At 73.5% G+C, this 15,894-nt stretch carries 17 protein-coding genes; 2 read left to right on the top strand and 15 right to left on the bottom strand.

Going from position 1 to position 15,894, the window contains the following annotated elements; genetic code table 11:
- Positions 1-35: 35 nt before the first annotated feature.
- From ACLBXP_RS13125 to ACLBXP_RS13060, 14 genes are all read right to left on the bottom strand, one after another.
- On the bottom strand, positions 36-713 hold the full coding sequence (locus tag ACLBXP_RS13125) for a response regulator transcription factor (RefSeq protein WP_447668136.1): 678 nt from the start codon (positions 711-713) through the stop codon (positions 36-38).
- On the bottom strand, positions 710-1,219 hold the full coding sequence (locus ACLBXP_RS13120; protein ID WP_447668135.1) for an MxaH protein: 510 nt from the start codon (positions 1,217-1,219) through the stop codon (positions 710-712). Before ACLBXP_RS13120 ends, ACLBXP_RS13125 begins: the two co-directional genes overlap by 4 nt.
- Complete coding sequence (locus ACLBXP_RS13115) at positions 1,216-2,160, bottom strand: YncE family protein (protein WP_447668133.1); 945 nt, start codon at positions 2,158-2,160, stop codon at positions 1,216-1,218. Before ACLBXP_RS13115 ends, ACLBXP_RS13120 begins: the two co-directional genes overlap by 4 nt.
- Positions 2,157-2,693: an SRPBCC family protein gene (locus ACLBXP_RS13110; protein ID WP_447668131.1), complete on the bottom strand. Its 537-nt coding sequence runs from the start codon at positions 2,691-2,693 to the stop codon at positions 2,157-2,159. Before ACLBXP_RS13110 ends, ACLBXP_RS13115 begins: the two co-directional genes overlap by 4 nt.
- Positions 2,694-2,695: 2 nt before the next feature.
- Positions 2,696-3,673 carry a vWA domain-containing protein gene (locus ACLBXP_RS13105; RefSeq protein ID WP_447668130.1) on the bottom strand — a complete coding sequence of 326 codons (978 nt, stop codon included), beginning with the start codon at positions 3,671-3,673 and terminating at the stop codon, positions 2,696-2,698.
- Positions 3,670-4,311 carry an MxaK protein gene (locus ACLBXP_RS13100; RefSeq protein ID WP_447668128.1) on the bottom strand — a complete coding sequence of 214 codons (642 nt, stop codon included), beginning with the start codon at positions 4,309-4,311 and terminating at the stop codon, positions 3,670-3,672. The genes ACLBXP_RS13105 and ACLBXP_RS13100 overlap by 4 nt, the downstream gene beginning before the upstream one ends.
- Complete coding sequence (locus tag ACLBXP_RS13095) at positions 4,308-5,384, bottom strand: vWA domain-containing protein (protein ID WP_447668127.1); 1,077 nt, start codon at positions 5,382-5,384, stop codon at positions 4,308-4,310. Before ACLBXP_RS13095 ends, ACLBXP_RS13100 begins: the two co-directional genes overlap by 4 nt.
- A gap of 3 nt (positions 5,385-5,387) precedes the next feature.
- A complete protein-coding gene (locus ACLBXP_RS13090; RefSeq protein ID WP_447668126.1) occupies positions 5,388-6,347 on the bottom strand; it encodes a nonribosomal peptide synthetase MxaA in 960 nt (319 codons plus the stop codon).
- 3 nt (positions 6,348-6,350) lie between these two features.
- Complete coding sequence (locus ACLBXP_RS13085; protein WP_447668125.1) at positions 6,351-7,220, bottom strand: DUF58 domain-containing protein; 870 nt, start codon at positions 7,218-7,220, stop codon at positions 6,351-6,353.
- Positions 7,217-8,248: an AAA family ATPase gene (locus tag ACLBXP_RS13080; RefSeq protein ID WP_447668124.1), complete on the bottom strand. Its 1,032-nt coding sequence runs from the start codon at positions 8,246-8,248 to the stop codon at positions 7,217-7,219. The genes ACLBXP_RS13085 and ACLBXP_RS13080 overlap by 4 nt, the downstream gene beginning before the upstream one ends.
- Positions 8,249-8,370: 122 nt before the next feature.
- Positions 8,371-8,661, bottom strand: a complete 291-nt coding sequence (locus ACLBXP_RS13075) for a methanol dehydrogenase (protein ID WP_447668123.1) — start codon at positions 8,659-8,661, stop codon at positions 8,371-8,373.
- Between the two features lie 87 nt (positions 8,662-8,748).
- Entirely contained in the window at positions 8,749-9,342 is a 594-nt protein-coding gene (gene moxG, locus ACLBXP_RS13070; RefSeq protein ID WP_447668121.1) for a cytochrome c(L), periplasmic, read from the bottom strand.
- 41 nt (positions 9,343-9,383) lie between these two features.
- Positions 9,384-10,274 (bottom strand): methanol oxidation system protein MoxJ, encoded by an 891-nt coding sequence (moxJ, locus tag ACLBXP_RS13065; RefSeq protein ID WP_447668120.1) that lies wholly within the window; start codon positions 10,272-10,274, stop codon positions 9,384-9,386.
- Positions 10,275-10,432: 158 nt separating this feature from the next.
- Positions 10,433-12,316 carry a methanol/ethanol family PQQ-dependent dehydrogenase gene (locus ACLBXP_RS13060; protein WP_447668118.1) on the bottom strand — a complete coding sequence of 628 codons (1,884 nt, stop codon included), beginning with the start codon at positions 12,314-12,316 and terminating at the stop codon, positions 10,433-10,435.
- 377 nt (positions 12,317-12,693) lie between these two features.
- Here ACLBXP_RS13060 and ACLBXP_RS13055 point away from each other — a divergent pair, with 377 nt between their 5' ends.
- Both ACLBXP_RS13055 and ACLBXP_RS13050 read left to right on the top strand, forming a co-directional pair.
- Entirely contained in the window at positions 12,694-13,524 is an 831-nt protein-coding gene (locus ACLBXP_RS13055) for a serine protease (protein ID WP_447668117.1), read from the top strand.
- Between the two features lie 124 nt (positions 13,525-13,648).
- Positions 13,649-14,977: an AmpG family muropeptide MFS transporter gene (locus tag ACLBXP_RS13050; protein WP_447668115.1), complete on the top strand. Its 1,329-nt coding sequence runs from the start codon at positions 13,649-13,651 to the stop codon at positions 14,975-14,977.
- Positions 14,978-15,006: 29 nt separating this feature from the next.
- On the opposite strand, the gene ACLBXP_RS13045 is transcribed toward ACLBXP_RS13050, so the two are convergent.
- Positions 15,007-15,888 (bottom strand): aldo/keto reductase family oxidoreductase, encoded by an 882-nt coding sequence (locus tag ACLBXP_RS13045; protein ID WP_447668113.1) that lies wholly within the window; start codon positions 15,886-15,888, stop codon positions 15,007-15,009.
- Positions 15,889-15,894: the final 6 nt, after the last annotated feature.

Genomic DNA, 15,894 nt, shown 5'->3' with positions numbered 1-15,894 from the left:
CGTCCCGGAAGCGCCGAGGGGCCGCCGAGCGGTCCTCAGGCCAGCAGCAGGCTTTCCGGATGGGTGATCGCGATCTGGATCAGCTCCGCCTGCGAGCCGGCCCCGAGCTTCCGGCGCATCTCGGCGCTCGCGTTGACCACGGTGCGGTAGCTCAGCGACAGCACGTCGGCGATCTCGTGGTAGGACTTGCCCTTGCCGAGCAGCGACAGGACCTGCAGCTCGCGGGCGCTGAGGCGGGCGAACGGCGCGTCCTGGGATTCGAGGCGCAGCATCGCGACGGCGGTGGCCGTGCCGTGGTCGAGGTAGAAGCGCCCGGCCCCGACCGCGTCGAAGGCCTCGAGGAAGGCCGCGACGCCGGCATCCTTGCGCACGAAGCCGAGCGCCCCGCACTCGAGGGCCCGCGAGACCACCACCGGGTCGGCGTGCATGCTGAAGACCAGGATGCGGGTCTTGGGCGCGAGCGCCCGGATCCGGCGGATCAGCGAGAGGCCCGAGAGGCCGTCGTCCTGGAAGCGCAGGTCGGTGACGACGAGGCCGGGCCGGTGGCGGTGGAACGCGCGGTACCCCGCCACGATGTCGGGCGCCTCGTACACGCTGAGGCGGCCGCCCTCCGCGACGAGGTGGCGGAAGCCCTGCAGCACGATCGGATGGTCGTCGACGATCAGCAGGCCCGTGGCGGAGGCCTGCCGCGCCGGGAGCGTCCCGGCCGTCATGGCCGCGCGCCGGCCTCGGCGAGGCGCGCCAGGGCGGTCGCGTGGTCGGCGCCCTGGGCGCGGGTGTTGTAGTAGTGCTGGCACATCTCGCCGAAGAGACTCTTGTGGCGCCCCCGGAGGGCTGCGATCCCGCCGAAGCCGGACAGGATGCCCTCCGCCGGCTCCGCGACGCCGAGCTCGCGGAGCATCCCGCCGAGCTGCGCCGTCCGGTTCGCAATCATCCGCGGATCCTCGATGAACCCGTCCTTCGTCCGGCGGAGCGCCTCCTGCAAGGCCCGGACGTGGGGATCGTCGGCGGGCAGCGGGTGGCCCGCCTCGCGCCCCGCGAGCCAGCGGGCCGGGTCCGTCGCGTCGGTGGGGCCGAGCCAGGACGCGAGCTCGCCCTCCGTGGTCGCGGCGACGACGGCCCCCGCCCCGCCCTCGCCCGACTCCGCGGCCGGCTCCGCGCCGCGGTCGCAGGCGGCGAGGAGGGCGAGCCCCGCCAAGAGGAGGCGCGCGCCCCTCACCGCCCGCCCTCCCCCGGCACCGCGACGAGGCTGCGCGGCCCCTCCGGCACCGGGATGCGGCCGACCTCCCGCAGGCCGGGAAGGTCGATCACCGACACGTCGTCCGAGAACCAGTTCGCCACGTAGGCCCGCTCGCCCGCCGCCGCGACGCCCTCGGGGTAGCGCCCCACCGCGACGCGGCCGACGGGCCGCAGGCTCGCGGCGTCGAGGACCGTGAGCGTGCCGGCGCCCTGGTTCGTCACCAGCACGCGCCGCCCGTCCGGGCTCGCGGCGACGCCGTAGGGCATCGGCCCGGCCGGGACGGTGGCGAGGGCCCGCAGGGCGCCGGTGTCGATCACCGTGAGGCTGTCGCTGCGCACGTTGGCCACGTAGAGCCGGTCCTCGGCTGGGCTGAGCGCGAGGGCGAAGGGCGCCTCGCCGACCGGGATCGCCGCGACGAGGGCCATGCGGTCGCCGTCGACGACGCTGACCCGGCGGCTCTCCCGGTCCGCCACGAAGAGGCGGCCCCGGCGGTCGAGGACAAGGCCGGCCGGGTCGGCGCCGACCGCGACGCTGCCCGTGACGTCGCCGGACTCGGGCGAGACGCGCAGCACGCGCCCGCCCGCCCAGTCGCCCACGAAGAGGCTGCGCCCGTCCGGCGCGGCGGCGAGGCCGAAGGCTTGCCCGGGGACCGGGATGCGCCGCAGGACCCGGCCGCCCGCGGCGTCGAGCACGGAGACGCTGCGCCCGTCCGGATGGCTGAGGTAGAGCCGGCCGGCGCGGTCCGCCGCGACGACGGCCGGCCCCGCCCCGACCGGGACGGGCGCCCCCGCGGCGGATTCCCCGGTGATCGCGGTCACCGCCCCGCCCTGCTGGCTCGCCACGTAGAGCGTCGCCGCCGAGCCGGGGGCGGCGGTGCAGATCAGCCAGGCGGCCAGGGCGGAGGCGCGTCTCCGGGTCATTGCGAGGGCTGCGCCTCCAGCTTGGCCTTCAGGCCCTTGAGGCCGTCGCCGAACCAGCGCTCCATCGCCGCCTTGCCGGCGGCGTCGTTCAGCTCGTCCGGCGGCTCGTTGCCGGTGTCGCCGCGATAGAACCGGCCGCTCCAGGAGACGCGGGTGCCCTCCCCCTCGGGCGCCAGCGCGAGGGTGGCCGAGTAGGAGGAGACCGGCAGCGCCTTCAGGTCCGGCTCCGACATCCGGTAGGAGTAGCTGCGCTCGGCGTCCTTCCGCTCGTCGAGGCTCTCGCGCAGGGTGCCGCCGCCCCGCAGGGTGAGCGTCCGGGTCGCCCCCGGGGCGTCGCCGGTCGCCGTGCCGCGCTCCACGTCCGGGTGCCAGCCGCTCAACGCCCCGAACGGCCCCGCGACCCGCCAGACGGCGTCGGGCTTGGCCTTGATGACGATCGACTGGGCGACCTTCTGGGGGGTCGGGCCGTGGGCGAGGGCCGCCGAGGCGGCGAGGAGCAGGCCGGACAGCAGGAGGGTCGGGCAGGCGCGCATGGTCAGGCTTTCCGAAAGCGGGGGCGGGCGCGGTGCGGCGCCAGGTAGGCCCCGAGGAGGAGGACGAGGGCGGCGCCCCCGAGGAACGGGCGCGGATCGAGGCGCCCGGGCAGCGCGCGCGGCGTCGCGGCGTCCCGCAGCGGGCGGGTGAGGTCCATGCCCGCCTCGAGGTGGGCGTAGGCGAGGCCCGTCTGGGCGGCGAGCGCCCGGAGGTGGCCCTCGCGCACGGAGGAGAGGTGCTCCGTCCCCTTCGCGGCGGCGGAGCCGAAGGGGGCGTTGCGGGGGTTGTAGCCCGCGCGGCTCTCGGCATCGGGCGGCGGCGGGCCGAAGCGGTTCTCCTGCTGCACGTCGGTCTCGCTCACGAACCCGGCCTCGCGGCCCCGGTCGTCGAAGCGGGGGATCGGCGCGAGGGCGTAGCCGCCGGCGCCGACGATGAGGCCGCGGACCGCGCCGGGACGGCCCTCGAACGGGGGCGGCCCGGCGGCGGGAAGCGGCGGCGTCTCCTGCCCGTCCGTGACGAACAGGAGGTCGGTGCCGAGCTCGCCCGCGAGCGCGACGGCCCGGTGCAGGCCGGCCGCCACACGGCTGTCCCCCTCCCAGGCCATCCGCTGATCGAGGGCCGCGATCGCCCCGTCGAGGGGCGCGAAGTCGGCGCAGACCTCGATCGGCGCGAAGAGCAGGAAGGGGCGCCGCTCGGTGAACAGGCCGAGCGCCACCCGGGAGCCGCAGGGCAGCTCCGTCACGAGGCGGCGGAGCGCGGCCTTGGCGGTGTCGAGGCGGCTCGCCGGTCGGCCCCCGGCCGCGTAGTCGCGCACGCCCATGCTGCCGGTGATGTCGACCACCGCGAGCAGCGCGACGCCCTGGCGCGTCAGCGGCAGGGGCGGCGCGACGAGGGCCGCGCAGGCGAGCGCGAGGGCGCCGGCCAGGGCCTGGAAGCGCGCCCCGCGGAGGTTCCGGGCGACGGGCGGGCCGAGGCTCACGGCCCGCCCCGCGGCTGGCCCGGGATGTCCGTCCAGATCTTCTTCGGCTCCGCCTGGAGCTCGTCGCCGTCCTGGCGGTCGAACTCGGGGAAGTCGCGGACGAGGCGCGAGGCCACGTCGAGGTTGAACTTGGCGTCCCAGTCCTCCGGCCGGTCCCGGAGGGCGCGGCGGTAATCCTGTCGGGCGAGGGTGACGAGGGGGCCCGCCCGGTCGAGGTCGTTGGCAGTGAGCAGGGCTAAGGCCCGCCGCATCCGCGCGTTCGCGACCCGGTAGCGGGCACGGGCGGCGAGGCCGGGCGCCCGGCGGTCGAGCGCCTCCACCAGGGGCTCCGTCTCCGCGATGCGCTCGCGGGTGGCCAGGAAGCCGATCCGGGCGAGGACGAGCTCGGGTGCCGCCTCGGGGTCGACGGCGATGTCCTGGCCCGCCGCGAGGGCGCCGATCCGGCGGTCGGCCTCCGCGAGGCGCCAGGCCGACAGGCCGAAGCCGAGGGCCGCCGCGGCGAGGAGGATCGGCAGGGCGAGGAGGAGGTGCGGCCGCAGGCGCCGCCTGAGCCCGCCGAGGCGGGGCCGCAGCGCCGGACGGGCGGGCAGCGCGCGCCACGCCCGCGCCGCGAGCGGGCTTGCCGGTGCGCCCGTCATGCGGCCCTCCTCCGGGTCTCGTCGGCATCGGGGGCGGCGACGCTTGGCCGGGCCGCGGCGCTTGGCCGGGCCGCGGGGCGGCCCGCGAGGTCCGTCTCCGCGAGCTTGGCGAGGACGAGGAGCGCGAGCCCGAGGGCCGCCGCCCCGTAGGCGAGGCCGGCGAGGTCGCGGCGCGGGCGCTGCTCGGCGTAGGGGATGGGGTCGCGCTCGAGCGCCTCGATCTGCCGGATCGCCCCGGCCACGGCCTCCGGGCCCTCGGCCTCGAAGGCCCGGTAGGGCGTGCCGAGGCTGCGGAAGAACAGGTCGAGGTGGCGCTCCGGCGCGGCCTGGGGCGTGTCCTCGCCCTGCGGGCGGTCGCCGATCGCGGGCGAGCCCTCGGTGCGCAGGAACAGCCAGTAGAGGTTCGGGCGGATCCGCGCGAAGGCGGCGCGCAGCTGGGCCTGCACCCGCGGGTCGATCACGGCGGCGCCGTCCGAGACGAGGAGGAGCACGCGGGAGATGCCCGGCGCGTCGGCCGGGAACTGCGCGAGCGCCATGCCGAGGCCGCGGGCGACGTTGGTGTAGTCGAGCCCGGGCCGGTCGATGGCGGCGATGGCGGCCCGCACGGCCTCGTGCCGGTCGGTCATCGGCAGCACCAGCATCGGCGCGGTGGAGAAGGCCGTGACGGCGAACTGGTCGTGGGCGCGGTCGCCCACGAAGGCGCCGAGGAGACGCCGGGCGGCGGCGGCCTTCGATTCCTCGGCCCCCGAGGGCTGACGCCCCGCGAAGGTCTCGTTCATGCTGCCCGAGCGGTCGATCAGCAGCGAGATGCGCGCGCCGATGCCGATCCGGGTCACCGTCTCGCCGACGCGGTAGGGGCCCGCGAGGCCCAGCACGAGGCCGGCTATGGCGAGGATGCCGGCCGCGGCGAGCAGGGCGGCGACGGCGCGCGAGAGGGCGTCCGCCGGGGCCGCCGCCGCGGAGGAGATCGCGGCCCGGCGGCGGGGGGCGGCGAGAAGCGGCAGCAGGGCCAGCGGCAGGAGCCAGAGCCAGGCGGCGCTCTCCACCCCGAGGCGTTCGAACCAGGCGCCCATCGGTCAGGCCGCGCGCTCGCGCGCCGCGAGGCGGCGCAGCATCGCCTCGATCTCGGCCGCGGGCAGGGCCGCCCGCGCCGCCTCCGTGTCGCGGCCGAAGAAGGCGAGGCGCGAGGCCGCGAAGGCGCGGGCGAGGGGCTGGGCCTGCGAGCGGAAGGCCGGGTGGCCGTCGAGGAAGCCGGCCAGGTCGTCGGCCAGCACCCGGGCGCCCGCGGTCTCGTCGACGCCCCGGTGAAGCGCGAGGAGCGCCGCCCGGTAGGCGGCCGCCTCCAGGCCCGCATCCCCCGCCGGCCGCGGCTGCCGCCGCACCCGCCGCAGGGCCGCCGCGAAGGGGCGCCCCCGGCGCGGGGCGAAGAACCACCACGCCCGGTCCCAGGCAAGGACGAGCAGGGCGAGGCCCGCCAGCGCGAGGGCGGCCAGCGCCGCGAGCGCGTCGGGCCCCGGGTCGGGGCGCGCCGGCGGACCGTCCGGGCGGAGGTACTCGGCCGGGTCGTCGCGCTTCGGCGGCTGCACCTCGCGCAGCGGCGAGACCCCGAGCGCCCAGGCCGGCACCTGCGCGGCGGCCGTGGTCGCGCCGCCCCGCTGCTCGCTCACCAGCGTCACCGCGAATCCCGGCACCTCGAGGCTCCGGGCGTCGAGGGCCGCGTAGAAGGTCTGGTAGGTCAGCCGCAGGCGGATGCGGTTTTCCGCGCCCTGCGCCGTCTCCTCGACGGCGACCTCGCGCAGGTCGAGCCAGTAGGTCACGGGGCCGGGCACCGGCAGGGAGGCCCGCTGCAGGCCGAAGCCCGCATCCGCGCGGATCTCGACCTGCGCCCGGACGAGGTCGCCCAGGACATATCCGAACGGCCGCGGGCTGCGCACCTCGACCGCGCGGACCTGCGCGACGGCCGCGCCCGCGCAGAGGCCCGCGGCCAGGGCCGGAAGGAGCGCCGGAACGCGGAGCCAGGGGGAGCGGGCGCGCATGCGTCAGGTCGCCAGGAGGTGCCGGCTCAGGGCATCGGCGTCGAACCGCCCCGCGAGGCGGAAGGGCGGCCGCGCGAAGAGTCCGGCGAGGTGGCGCAGCCGCGCGAGGCGGGCCGCCTCGCGGGCGATCCAGCGCCGCCGCAGCGCGGGGCGCATCAGCACGAGGCGCCGGCCGGCGCCCTCGAGGTCGTCGAGCTCGACGAGCCCCCAGGCCGGCAGGTCGGCCGCCTCGGCCTCGTCCCAGAGGAGGACCGGCACGACGTCCTGGTGGCCGAGCGCGGCGAAGACCCCCTCGACCAGGGGCTCCGGCCAGCGGAAGTCGGAGACGAGGAACACGAGCCCCGGCCTGCTCCCGAGCAGGCGGGGCGCCAGGAGCAGCCCCTCCGCGCCGGCACCCCGGCAGGGCGCCCGCGCCACGCGCGCCGCCATCTGGACGGCGGGGCCGCGCAGGCGGGTGGCGGGCAGGAACAGGTCCTCGCGGACCGCGTGGTCGCAGCCGATCAGCCCGAAGGCGTCGCCGATGCGCGTCGCCGAGGCGGCGAGGGCCTCGCAGAGCTGCCCCGCCAGCTCCATCCGCCGGGCCGCGCCGCTGAAGGCCATCGAGGCCGAGAGGTCCACGAGGACCCAGATCGGCACCGGCGTGCGGGCCTCGAAGCGGCGCACCCGGATCCCCTCGAAGGGGTCGCGCAGGCTGGCGCGCAGATCGATGCGCCGGGCGTCGGGCTGGCGCAGGAACGGGACCTGGTCCCGGAAGGTGCCGAGGCCGCCCGCGTCCCGGCCCCGATGGGCGCCGAACCGGGCGCCGCCGGGCCTGCGGCGCGGCAGGTAGATGATCTCGGCCGTGCCGGGCGGCGCTGGGGGCTCCTGCGTCACGGGGCCGGCACCGTCTCGAACACGGCCCGGCAGAGAGCCGGCATGATCGCGGCGCGGCGCATCTCGTGGATCGGCTCCAGGAACACCCGGTGGGCCATCACCTCGGGGAAGACCGCCCGGATGTCCTCGGGCACCAGCCAGTCGCGGCCCTCCAGCCAGGCCCGGACGCGGGCCGCGCGCACCAGGAAGGCGACCCCGCGGGGCGAGGCGCCGCCCTGGACGAGGCCCTCCATGGCGAGGCCGGGCAGGCGGATGCCGGCCGCGTCCGGCCGCAGCAGCGCGTCCCAGAGCGCGACCACGTAGGCCTCGATCGCGGGCGCGGCCTGCACGGCGTGCTGGATCGCCGCGGCGATTCCCGCGATCCGCGCGTGGTCGAGGACGCCCTCGGCGACGCCCGCGATCAGCGCGTCGGTGTCGTGGAAGCGCGGATCGAACACGAGGGCCCGCCGCACCTCCGCGGCGCGGGGCGCCTCGAGGCCGATCTCCATCAGGAAGCGGTCGCGGGCGGCCGCGGGCAGCTCGAAGGTCTCCTCGCGCTCCACGCGGTTGCGGTCGGCGAAGACCTGCAGGTTCGGGAACAGCCAGGTGCGGCCGAAGGCGTTCACGCTGCGCTCGGCCATCAGGCGCAGCAGCAGCGCGTGCACCTGCGGGCGCGCCCGGTTGATCTCGTTGAAGAAGAAGACCGAGAGGTCCTCGGCGCGTGCGAGGACGGGCCCCGGCTCGATGCGGGGCCGCCCGTCATCGGCCAGGTAGGTGTGGTAGATCAGGTCGGTCGGCATCATGTCGACCGTGCCCTCGACGCGCTCGTAGGCCCCGCCGAGCGCCCGGGCCACGGCCCGCAGCAGCGTGGTCTTGCCGACGCCGACGTCGCCCTCGAGCATGACGTGCCCGCGGGCGAAGGTGGCGATGGTCACGAGGCGGATCGCCCGCTCCTGGCCGAGGACGGCCTTCGACAGCTCCGCCTCGAACCGGCCGGCGGCCGCGCGCCAGTCGGTCAGCAGGGTGTCGCCGTGGCGAAGATCGTTCATCGGGATCCGCTTGCCGCTTCGCGCATCGGTGCCGCGTCCCGGCCCTGCGCCCCGCGCCGGCCCGGCGCGAGGATGCCGGGCGGCCCGGGACGCGGCCGGGACAGCGTCAGTTCGACGAGATCTTAATTCGAAGAAATTTTGGACACGTCGTACTCGAACTTGCCGGTCTTCTTGAAAGCCTCGACGCGCTTCTTGTTGCGCTCCTCCATCTGCTTGATGGAATCGGCCTGCTTGTTGAGCTCCTTCGGATCGTGCTTGGGGTCGTACTTCGAGCCGGCGACCTTGTCGGGGAAGCCGGGCTTGGCCTCCCAGCAATTGCCGGCCGCCTTGCACTTCGTTCCGTCGTAGGCCGCCGCCGGCAGGGCGATCAGGGCCCCCGCAGCCGCGAGAGTCGCAGCGATGACGATCCGCATGGTTTCCTCCATCCTGGTGTGACGCGGGCGGTTGAGGCCGCCCCTTGACCGCGCCGACGGGCGCGACACGACTTCCCGGCCGAGGGGCTAGTCTTCCAGCGGCTTGCACTGGCCCTTGGCATCCTTGGGAATGACTTCGCCCTGCTTGTAGGGCGTGTAGGCCTTCTTCTGCTCGTCCGAGAGCCAGAGCGCGTCCTTGGCGGGCCCGGTGTAGAGGTGCCGGATCCAGGCGATGACCTGCAGCATCTCGTCGGGCGTCAGGTTCTCGTTGTGGGGGCCCATCATGCCGTTGGCGCCGCCGAAGATCGTCGAGAACAGCCCGGTATCCTGGGCGTTGGCCGGATAGGTCCAGTAGTTGTCGTTGAGGCCCGGCCCGAGCTTGCCCTCGGCAAGGTGGCCGTGGCAGCCCGAGCAGGAGGTCGCGAACAGGCTCTCGCCGTTGCGCAGGCAAGCCTTGTCGTCGATGTAGAGGTTGCGCCCGCTCTCGAAGAACGTCTTCACGGCCGGGGTGTCGCGCCCCCCCTCCTTGCCCTGCGCGGTGTCGAGCTGCTCGCCCGTGACGGTGTTGCGGAAGACCAGGCCCGAAGCCGGCCCCGCCTGCGGCTGCGCCAGCACCGCCGTGCTCCCCGCGGCCAGGGCGAGCGCCAGCAGGGCGGCCCATTCTCGTCTCGTCTTGATCATCGCTGTACTCGGCTGGACTGCACGCGGGTCGGCTCGAGGCGTCAGTTCGAGAGGGGCTGCACGGGCACCCCCTCCTGCCGCAGGATCTCGGCGATGCGGGGCTTCGCCTTGTCGAGCGCGGCATCGAGCGCGGCCTTCAGGGCGGTGTCGTCGCGGCGCACGCCCATCGCCTGGTCGAAGCTCTGCGGCACCTTCCGCCCGTCGCTGCGGACGGTGTCGTCGGGCACCGGCGTCATGCGCAGGGGCGTCGTGGAATCGCGGACGTAGCGCGCCACCTCGGGGGCGAAGGCCACGGCGACGTCGGCCTTCTCGCCCACCACCTCGCCGACCATCCGGCCCGGGTCGATCTGGGTGTACTGGTTGCGCGGCGCGCGGAAGTTCACGAGCGAGTAGAGGTAGGCCATGTCCTCCTCGTAGCGCCCGATGTCCTTCAGCATGGCCTCGCCCGGGGAGCCGAAGGCCACCACCATGTGGCCGGCGCTCTTGAGGCGCGGGTCCGCCCAGGAGCGCACGTCGAGGTCCCGGTCGGCGCGGGTGATGAAGACGTAGCCGCTGCGGTAGTAGGGCTTCGTGGTGAGCACCCGGGGATCGTCGCTGTCGAGGCCGACGACGACGTCGCAGAGCCGCTTCTCCAGACCGTCGCGGACGAGGTAGATCGCGGGCTTGGCGATCCAGACGAACTGGGCCTTGCGCCCCATCGCCTCCGCCACCGCCGCGGCGATCCGGTTCTCCAGGCCCGAGCCGTCCTTCAGGGACAGGGGGGGCTGCTCGGCGGCGCAGACCCGCAGGAGGCCGGGATCGGCGGCGGGCTCGGCGGCCTTCGCCGCATCGACCTTCGCCTTCGGCTCCTGGGCGGGGGCCGGGAGCGCCCACAGGCCGGCCAGCGCGAGCAGGGCCGGGAGGACGGCGCGGCATCCGTTCACGAGCGACATCGCTTGTCGTTTCCTCTGAGATGTTCGGAGAGATCACGCGGACCGGGCATGGCGTGCCGGTGGGGCCTTCAGGGCCCTCCCGCCGGCCCGGGGGCCGGTGGGAGGGGTCTGCCTGCGGCCGCAGGCCGTTCGGCTTCGCGGCCGCTCCTTCGAGGCGGCTACTTCGAAGCCTGCCGGTCGTACTCGCCGACGTTCGGGTCGTCGTAGGGGCCCTTGCCGTCCAGCGAGAACACCATCACGCCGCCGCCCATCTGGGTGTAGTTGGCGAGCTTCTTGAAGGCGCCGACCGCGCCGAGGCCGGCCGTCGGATCCTGCAGGTCGAAGACGAGCCCGACGCCCGGCCAGCCGCCGACGCCGTAGTAGATGGCGACGTACTGCGTGCCCTTGTGGGAGTAGGTCATCGGGTAGCCGATCGCCCCGGACGGCAGCTTGAACTTCCAGAGCAGGTCGCCGTTGTCGGCGTTGCGCGCCTTGATGTAGCCGTCGAGGGTTCCGTAGAGCACGAGGTCGCCGGCGGTCGCGGTCGTGCCGCCCCAGACGGCGAACCGCTCCATCTTCTCCCAGTTGAACTTGCCGGTGATGGCGTTGTAGCTCTTGATCTGGCCGAGGCCCTCGTAGTTCTGCCGGTCACCCTTCGGGCCCGGATACATGTTCAGCGTCGCGCCGACGAAGAACTGGCCTGCCCGGTAGGGCAGCATGAAGGGCTCCCAATCCATACAGATGTGGTTGATGCCCATGTAGAAGGCCTGGCGCTTCGGATCGTACGAATCGTGGCCCTGGTTGTGGTAGCCCATCGCCGAGGGGCAGATGTCCTTGGCGAGGTGGTCCATCCGGGTGCCGTACTCGGGGTCGCGCACCGGCTGGCCGGTCTTCAGGTCCACCGACTTGAACACGTTGACGGTGTCGTCGATCTTGTTGGCCGAGACGAGCGAGCCGTCCGTCCGGTCGAGGGTGTAGACGATGCCGTTGCGGTCCGGATGGGTCAGGAGCTTGCGGTCCTTGCCGTCCTTGTCCTTCTGCTCGGAGAGCATCATCACGTTGACGCCGGCATAGTCCCACTCGTCGTGGGGCGTCTTCTGGTAGCCGAACTTCGCCTCGCCCGTGTCGACGTCGCGGCCGAAGATCGTCATCGTCCACTTGTTGTCGCCGGGGCGCATCGTCTCGTTCCACGGCGCCGGGTTGCCGGTGCCGAAGTAGATCAGGTTCGTGCCGGGGTCGTAGGCGTACCAGCCCCAGTTGGTGCCGCCGCCGATCTTCCAGGCGTCGCCCTCCCAGGTCGCGGTGCCGAGGCCCTTCTGGCCGTAATGGGCGTTCTTGATGTTGAAATCGTCGGCGAGCAGCAGGTCCTTGTCGGGCCCGGTCGCGTAGGCGCGCCACTTCTGCTCGCCGGTCTTCACGTCGTAGGCGGTGAGGTAGCCGCGCACGCCGAGCTCGGCGCCCGAGGAGCCGATGATCACCTTGTCCTTCACCACGTAGGGGGCGATCGTCAGGGTCGAGCCGACCTTGATGTCGGAGTTCTCGATCTTCCAGACCGTCTCGCCCGTCTCCGCGTTGAGCGCCGCGACGTGGCCGTCGAGCTGCGTCTTCAGGATCAGGGCCGGGGTCTTGCCGTCGCCGGGCCAGTAGGCGAGGCCGCGGTTGACGAGGTCGCAGCAGGCGACCGAGCGGGCCGCCGGGTTCTGCTTCGGCTTGTCCTGCCAGAGGATCGTGCCCGGATCGTCGAGGCTCAGCGCGAAGGTGTTGTTCGGGAAGGAGGTGTGGACGTACATCTTGCCGTCGACGACGAGGGGCGCGCCCTCGTGGCCGTTGAGGAGGCCGGTCGAGAAGGTCCAGGCCGCCTTGAGGTTCTTGACGTTGTCCTTGTTGATCTGCTTCAGCTCGCTGTAATTGTTCGAGTCGTAGTTCTTGCCGGGCATGACCCAGTTGTCGTCGCTCTTCGACATCTCGACGAGCTTGTCGTTGGCCGCCGCCATGGTCGACAGGCCGATCGGGGCGAGTGCCACGATCGCCAAGGTCGAGACCGAATTCAGGAACCTGCTCATCCGTTCGTCTCCTCGCCTGCCCGCCCCGCCTTTCGGCCTCGCGGCATTGATCGGCTATTCCCATTCGAAACGCGGGAGCAATTCCAATCCGTCCGCCAGAGCCTCATATATTTCCTAAGTAAAAACTCAGAAAACTGAGACTTATGAGAGACTTATTATTGCTCCGTTGCCTTACATTTCTAGGCTTTCATTGCGCAAAAAGTCTTCAGGCGGTTCGACATTTCTAGACAGGACAATCCAGCAATTTGCTCAGGACGATTGTGTAGCATCCGGATCGTCTTGACCTTTCGCCGCGACCGGGCGCACGAAAGGAGCGCAAGCCCGGCGGCGAGCGGCGCACCGGCCCGCGCACCGGCCGGGGCATGGGAGGGATCTCCATGGTTCGCATCCGCGTCGCGCGCCGGGCGCGGACGCTCGGCGTCCTGCTCCTCGCCATCGCGGCGGACAGCGGCGCGGCCGCCCCGGACACGACGCGGACGGCCGCCCTCTACCCGCAGGACAGTCGGCGCGACCTGACGGGCCCCGACCTCGCGCGCTACCGCGGGGCCGGCGTGCTCTGGTGCCGCCGGCCGGACGGCGTCCCGCAGAAGGCGGCGGCGGCCTGGCTCGCCGCCGATCCGTCGCTGGTGCTCCTCAACGCCCACAACTTCCGCAACCGGCAGCTCGAGGTCACCCGCCCGGTCTCGGCCTGCTACTTCCAGATCGGGGGCCGCAACTACGACTTCGTTCCGGAGAGTTTGCGCCTCGGCACGGCCGCGGATGCGCAACGCCTCCACATCACCGACGACTGGGCGATCCTGCGCCTCGCCACCCCCGCGGACGCCGCCCCCCAGCCCCTGCCGGAGTCCCCGGCCCTCGCCACCGGCGACGTCTCGGTGCCGGTGGTGATGGTCTCCCCCGCCGGCCACGAGAACTACCCGGGCCCCAGCAGCCTGGAGCGCTGCACGATCCACCGCATCGATCCGCCGAGCGAGGGCGCGGTCCGGCGGGCGCGCCACGATTGCAACGACGGCTACGGCGGCTCGGGCTCCGGGTTCTTCGACGCGCAGGACCGCCTGATCGCGATGCAGAGCGCCTCCCTCTCGATGAACTCCCGCCACGCCTTCGATATCGAGTACCATTACGGCTCGGCCCTGCTGATCGAGGGCGCCGTGCTGGAGGCCCTGCGGCAGGAGCGCGACCGCCTCCGGGCGGGCTCGTCGCAGTGAGGGCTGGATCCGGGGGCGTCCGGCCTCGGCCGGCGGTCCCGGGAACGGCGGCTCGGGCCAGCCCGTTCCTGGCCTGATGCCCGGGGCCCGTCCCGCCCGCAGGGATCAGCAGAGCGGATCGAGCATGGACGCGCCGGCTGTCGTGAGGTCCGAGGAGACGCCGTTCTGGTCGGCGCTGTTCACCGACCGGCGGATCGCGCCGGCCCTCGGCCTCGGCTTCACCTCCGGCATCCCGTTCCTGCTCGTCTACGCGACGCAATCGGCCTGGCTGTCCGACATCGGCATCTCGCTCGCCACGATCGGACTCCTGAGCGAGCTGACCCTCGCCTACAAGTTCAAGTTCGTGTGGGCCCCGTTCCTGGACCGCTACGACCCGCCGCTCCTCGGGCGGGCGCTCGGCCGGCGGCGCGGCTGGATCGTGGTGGCGCAGTTCGGCGTCATGGTGATGCTCGCCGGCATCGCGTTCGGCGATCCCGCGCACTGGCTCGCCTGGACCATCGCCTTCTCGGTGGCCCTCGGCTTCGCGGGCGCGACGCTCGACCTCGTCATCGACGGCTGGCGCATCACCAGCGTGCGGCCGCCCGAGAAGCAGGCGGTGCTGTCGTCCTGGACGGAGATCGGCTGGCGGGTCGGCAACCTCGCGGCCGGCGCCGGCGCCCTGTTCCTGGCCGACCGGATCGGCTGGCGCGGCGCCTACCTGTGCATGGGCGCGCTGATGCTGCCGGGGATGCTCGCGGCCGTCCTCGCGCCGGAGCCCGCGTCGGACAAGCGGCCCCATCCGGAGCGGGCCGGCTTCGTCGACACGGTCTGGGCGCCGATCCGCGAGCTCCTGGCCCGGCTCGGCCCGATGGCGCCGGCGATCCTGCTGCTCGTCGCGGGCTTCCGGATGCCGGGCTACGTCGCGAGCGCCATGGCGATCCCGCTGTTCAAGCACCAGGGCTTCTCCAACACCGACATCGCCACCGTCACCAAGCTCTTCGGCTTCTGGATCGGCCTCGGCGGCACCTTCCTGGCCGGCGCCCTGATCCCACGGATCGGCATGCTGCCGAGCCTCCTCATCGGCACCGTGGCGGGATCGGCCTCGCACCTGAGCCTCGCTTATCTCGCCGCGCACGGGGGCGACGGCGGGACGGCCTTCTGGACGTTCGCGATCAGCGTCGGCATCGACGGCTTCGCCTACGCGTTCGCCTCGGTCGTCCTCATCACCTACATGTCGACCCTGGCCTCGACCGACCACGCGGCGAGCCAGTTCGGGCTGCTGACGTCCCTCTGCGCCTTCCCGGGCAGCCTGCTGGCCGGCCTGTCGGGCTTCGTGGTGGAGCGCACGGGCTTCGCCTGGTTCTTCGTCGGGACGTCGCTGATCGGCCTGCCGGTGGCGCTCCTCGCGTTCTACGTCTGGGCCAAGGTCGGCATCTCCGACGAGGCCGCGCCGCAGCCCGCCAAGCCGTCCTGAGCTGACGCACGGCAGGCCGGTCCGCCCGGTCAGCCCGCTTCCGGCGCGGCGCCGATCCGGTCGAGCTCCGCGACGACATCGGCCGGCAGCGCCAGGTCGGCCGCGGCCAAATTTTCGCGCAGGTGCCCGACCGACGACGTGCCGGGGATCAGCAGGATGTTCGGTGCGCGGCGGAGCAGCCAGGCGAGCGCCACCTGCATCGGCGTCGCGCCGAGCCCCGCGGCGATCCGGGACAGCGTCGTGGATTGCAGCGGGCTGAAGCCGCCCAGCGGGAAGAACGGCACGTAGGCGGTGCCGGCCGAGGCCAGCGCGTCCACGAGCGCGTCATCCGCCCGGTGCGCGAGGTTGTAGGCGTTCTGCACGCAGACGATGTCGGCGATCGACCGCCCCTCGTCGACCTGCCGGGCCGTCACGTTGCTGAGGCCGATGTGGCGCACGAGGCCCCGGCGCTGCAGGTCCGCGAGGACCCCGAGGGGCTCCGCGATGGAGCCTTCGGCGGGCCCGTGCACGTCGAACATGATCCGCAGGTTGACGACGTCGAGGACGTCGCGGCCGAGATTGCGCAGGTTGTCGTGGACGGCTTGCGTCAGCTCCTCGGCCGAGAAGGCCGGGTTCCAGGACGCGTCCGCGCCCCGCTTCGCCCCGACCTTGGTGACGATGACGAGATCGTCCGGATAGGGATGCAGCGCCTCGCGGATGAGCTGATTGGTGACGTGAGGCCCGTAGAAGTCGCTGGTGTCGATGTGGTTCACGCCGCCGGCAACGGCCGCGCGCAGCACCGCCACGGCGCCCGCCGGGTCCTTCGGCGGCCCGAACACCTGCGGCCCGGCGAGTTGCATCGCGCCGTAGCCCATGCGCCGCACGCTGCGGTCGCCGAGCGTGTAGGTCTGTGCCGTGTCGAGATCGGTCATCGGGTT

It is taken from the genome of Methylobacterium sp. A54F (genome assembly GCF_053346035.1).
Note: the sequence above shows the minus strand (reverse complement) of the source record. Positions and strands in the feature narration are given on the sequence as shown.

Bases quoted from the DNA above. Each gene is read 5' to 3' on its own strand.
- ACLBXP_RS13125 (WP_447668136.1), bottom strand. From the start codon at position 713: ATGACGGCCGGGACGCTCCCGGCGCGGCAGGCCTCCGCCACGGGCCTG.
- ACLBXP_RS13115 (WP_447668133.1), bottom strand. From the start codon at position 2,160: ATGACCCGGAGACGCGCCTCCGCCCTGGCCGCCTGGCTGATCTGCACC.
- ACLBXP_RS13110 (WP_447668131.1), bottom strand. From the start codon at position 2,693: ATGCGCGCCTGCCCGACCCTCCTGCTGTCCGGCCTGCTCCTCGCCGCC.
- ACLBXP_RS13100 (WP_447668128.1), bottom strand. From the start codon at position 4,311: ATGACGGGCGCACCGGCAAGCCCGCTCGCGGCGCGGGCGTGGCGCGCG.
- ACLBXP_RS13095 (WP_447668127.1), bottom strand. From the start codon at position 5,384: ATGGGCGCCTGGTTCGAACGCCTCGGGGTGGAGAGCGCCGCCTGGCTC.
- ACLBXP_RS13090 (WP_447668126.1), bottom strand. From the start codon at position 6,347: ATGCGCGCCCGCTCCCCCTGGCTCCGCGTTCCGGCGCTCCTTCCGGCC.
- ACLBXP_RS13080 (WP_447668124.1), bottom strand. From the start codon at position 8,248: ATGAACGATCTTCGCCACGGCGACACCCTGCTGACCGACTGGCGCGCG.
- ACLBXP_RS13075 (WP_447668123.1), bottom strand. From the start codon at position 8,661: ATGCGGATCGTCATCGCTGCGACTCTCGCGGCTGCGGGGGCCCTGATC.
- moxG (WP_447668121.1), bottom strand. From the start codon at position 9,342: ATGATCAAGACGAGACGAGAATGGGCCGCCCTGCTGGCGCTCGCCCTG.
- moxJ (WP_447668120.1), bottom strand. From the start codon at position 10,274: ATGTCGCTCGTGAACGGATGCCGCGCCGTCCTCCCGGCCCTGCTCGCG.
- ACLBXP_RS13060 (WP_447668118.1), bottom strand. From the start codon at position 12,316: ATGAGCAGGTTCCTGAATTCGGTCTCGACCTTGGCGATCGTGGCACTC.
- ACLBXP_RS13055 (WP_447668117.1), top strand. From the start codon at position 12,694: ATGGTTCGCATCCGCGTCGCGCGCCGGGCGCGGACGCTCGGCGTCCTG.
- ACLBXP_RS13050 (WP_447668115.1), top strand. From the start codon at position 13,649: ATGGACGCGCCGGCTGTCGTGAGGTCCGAGGAGACGCCGTTCTGGTCG.
- ACLBXP_RS13045 (WP_447668113.1), bottom strand. From the start codon at position 15,888: ATGACCGATCTCGACACGGCACAGACCTACACGCTCGGCGACCGCAGC.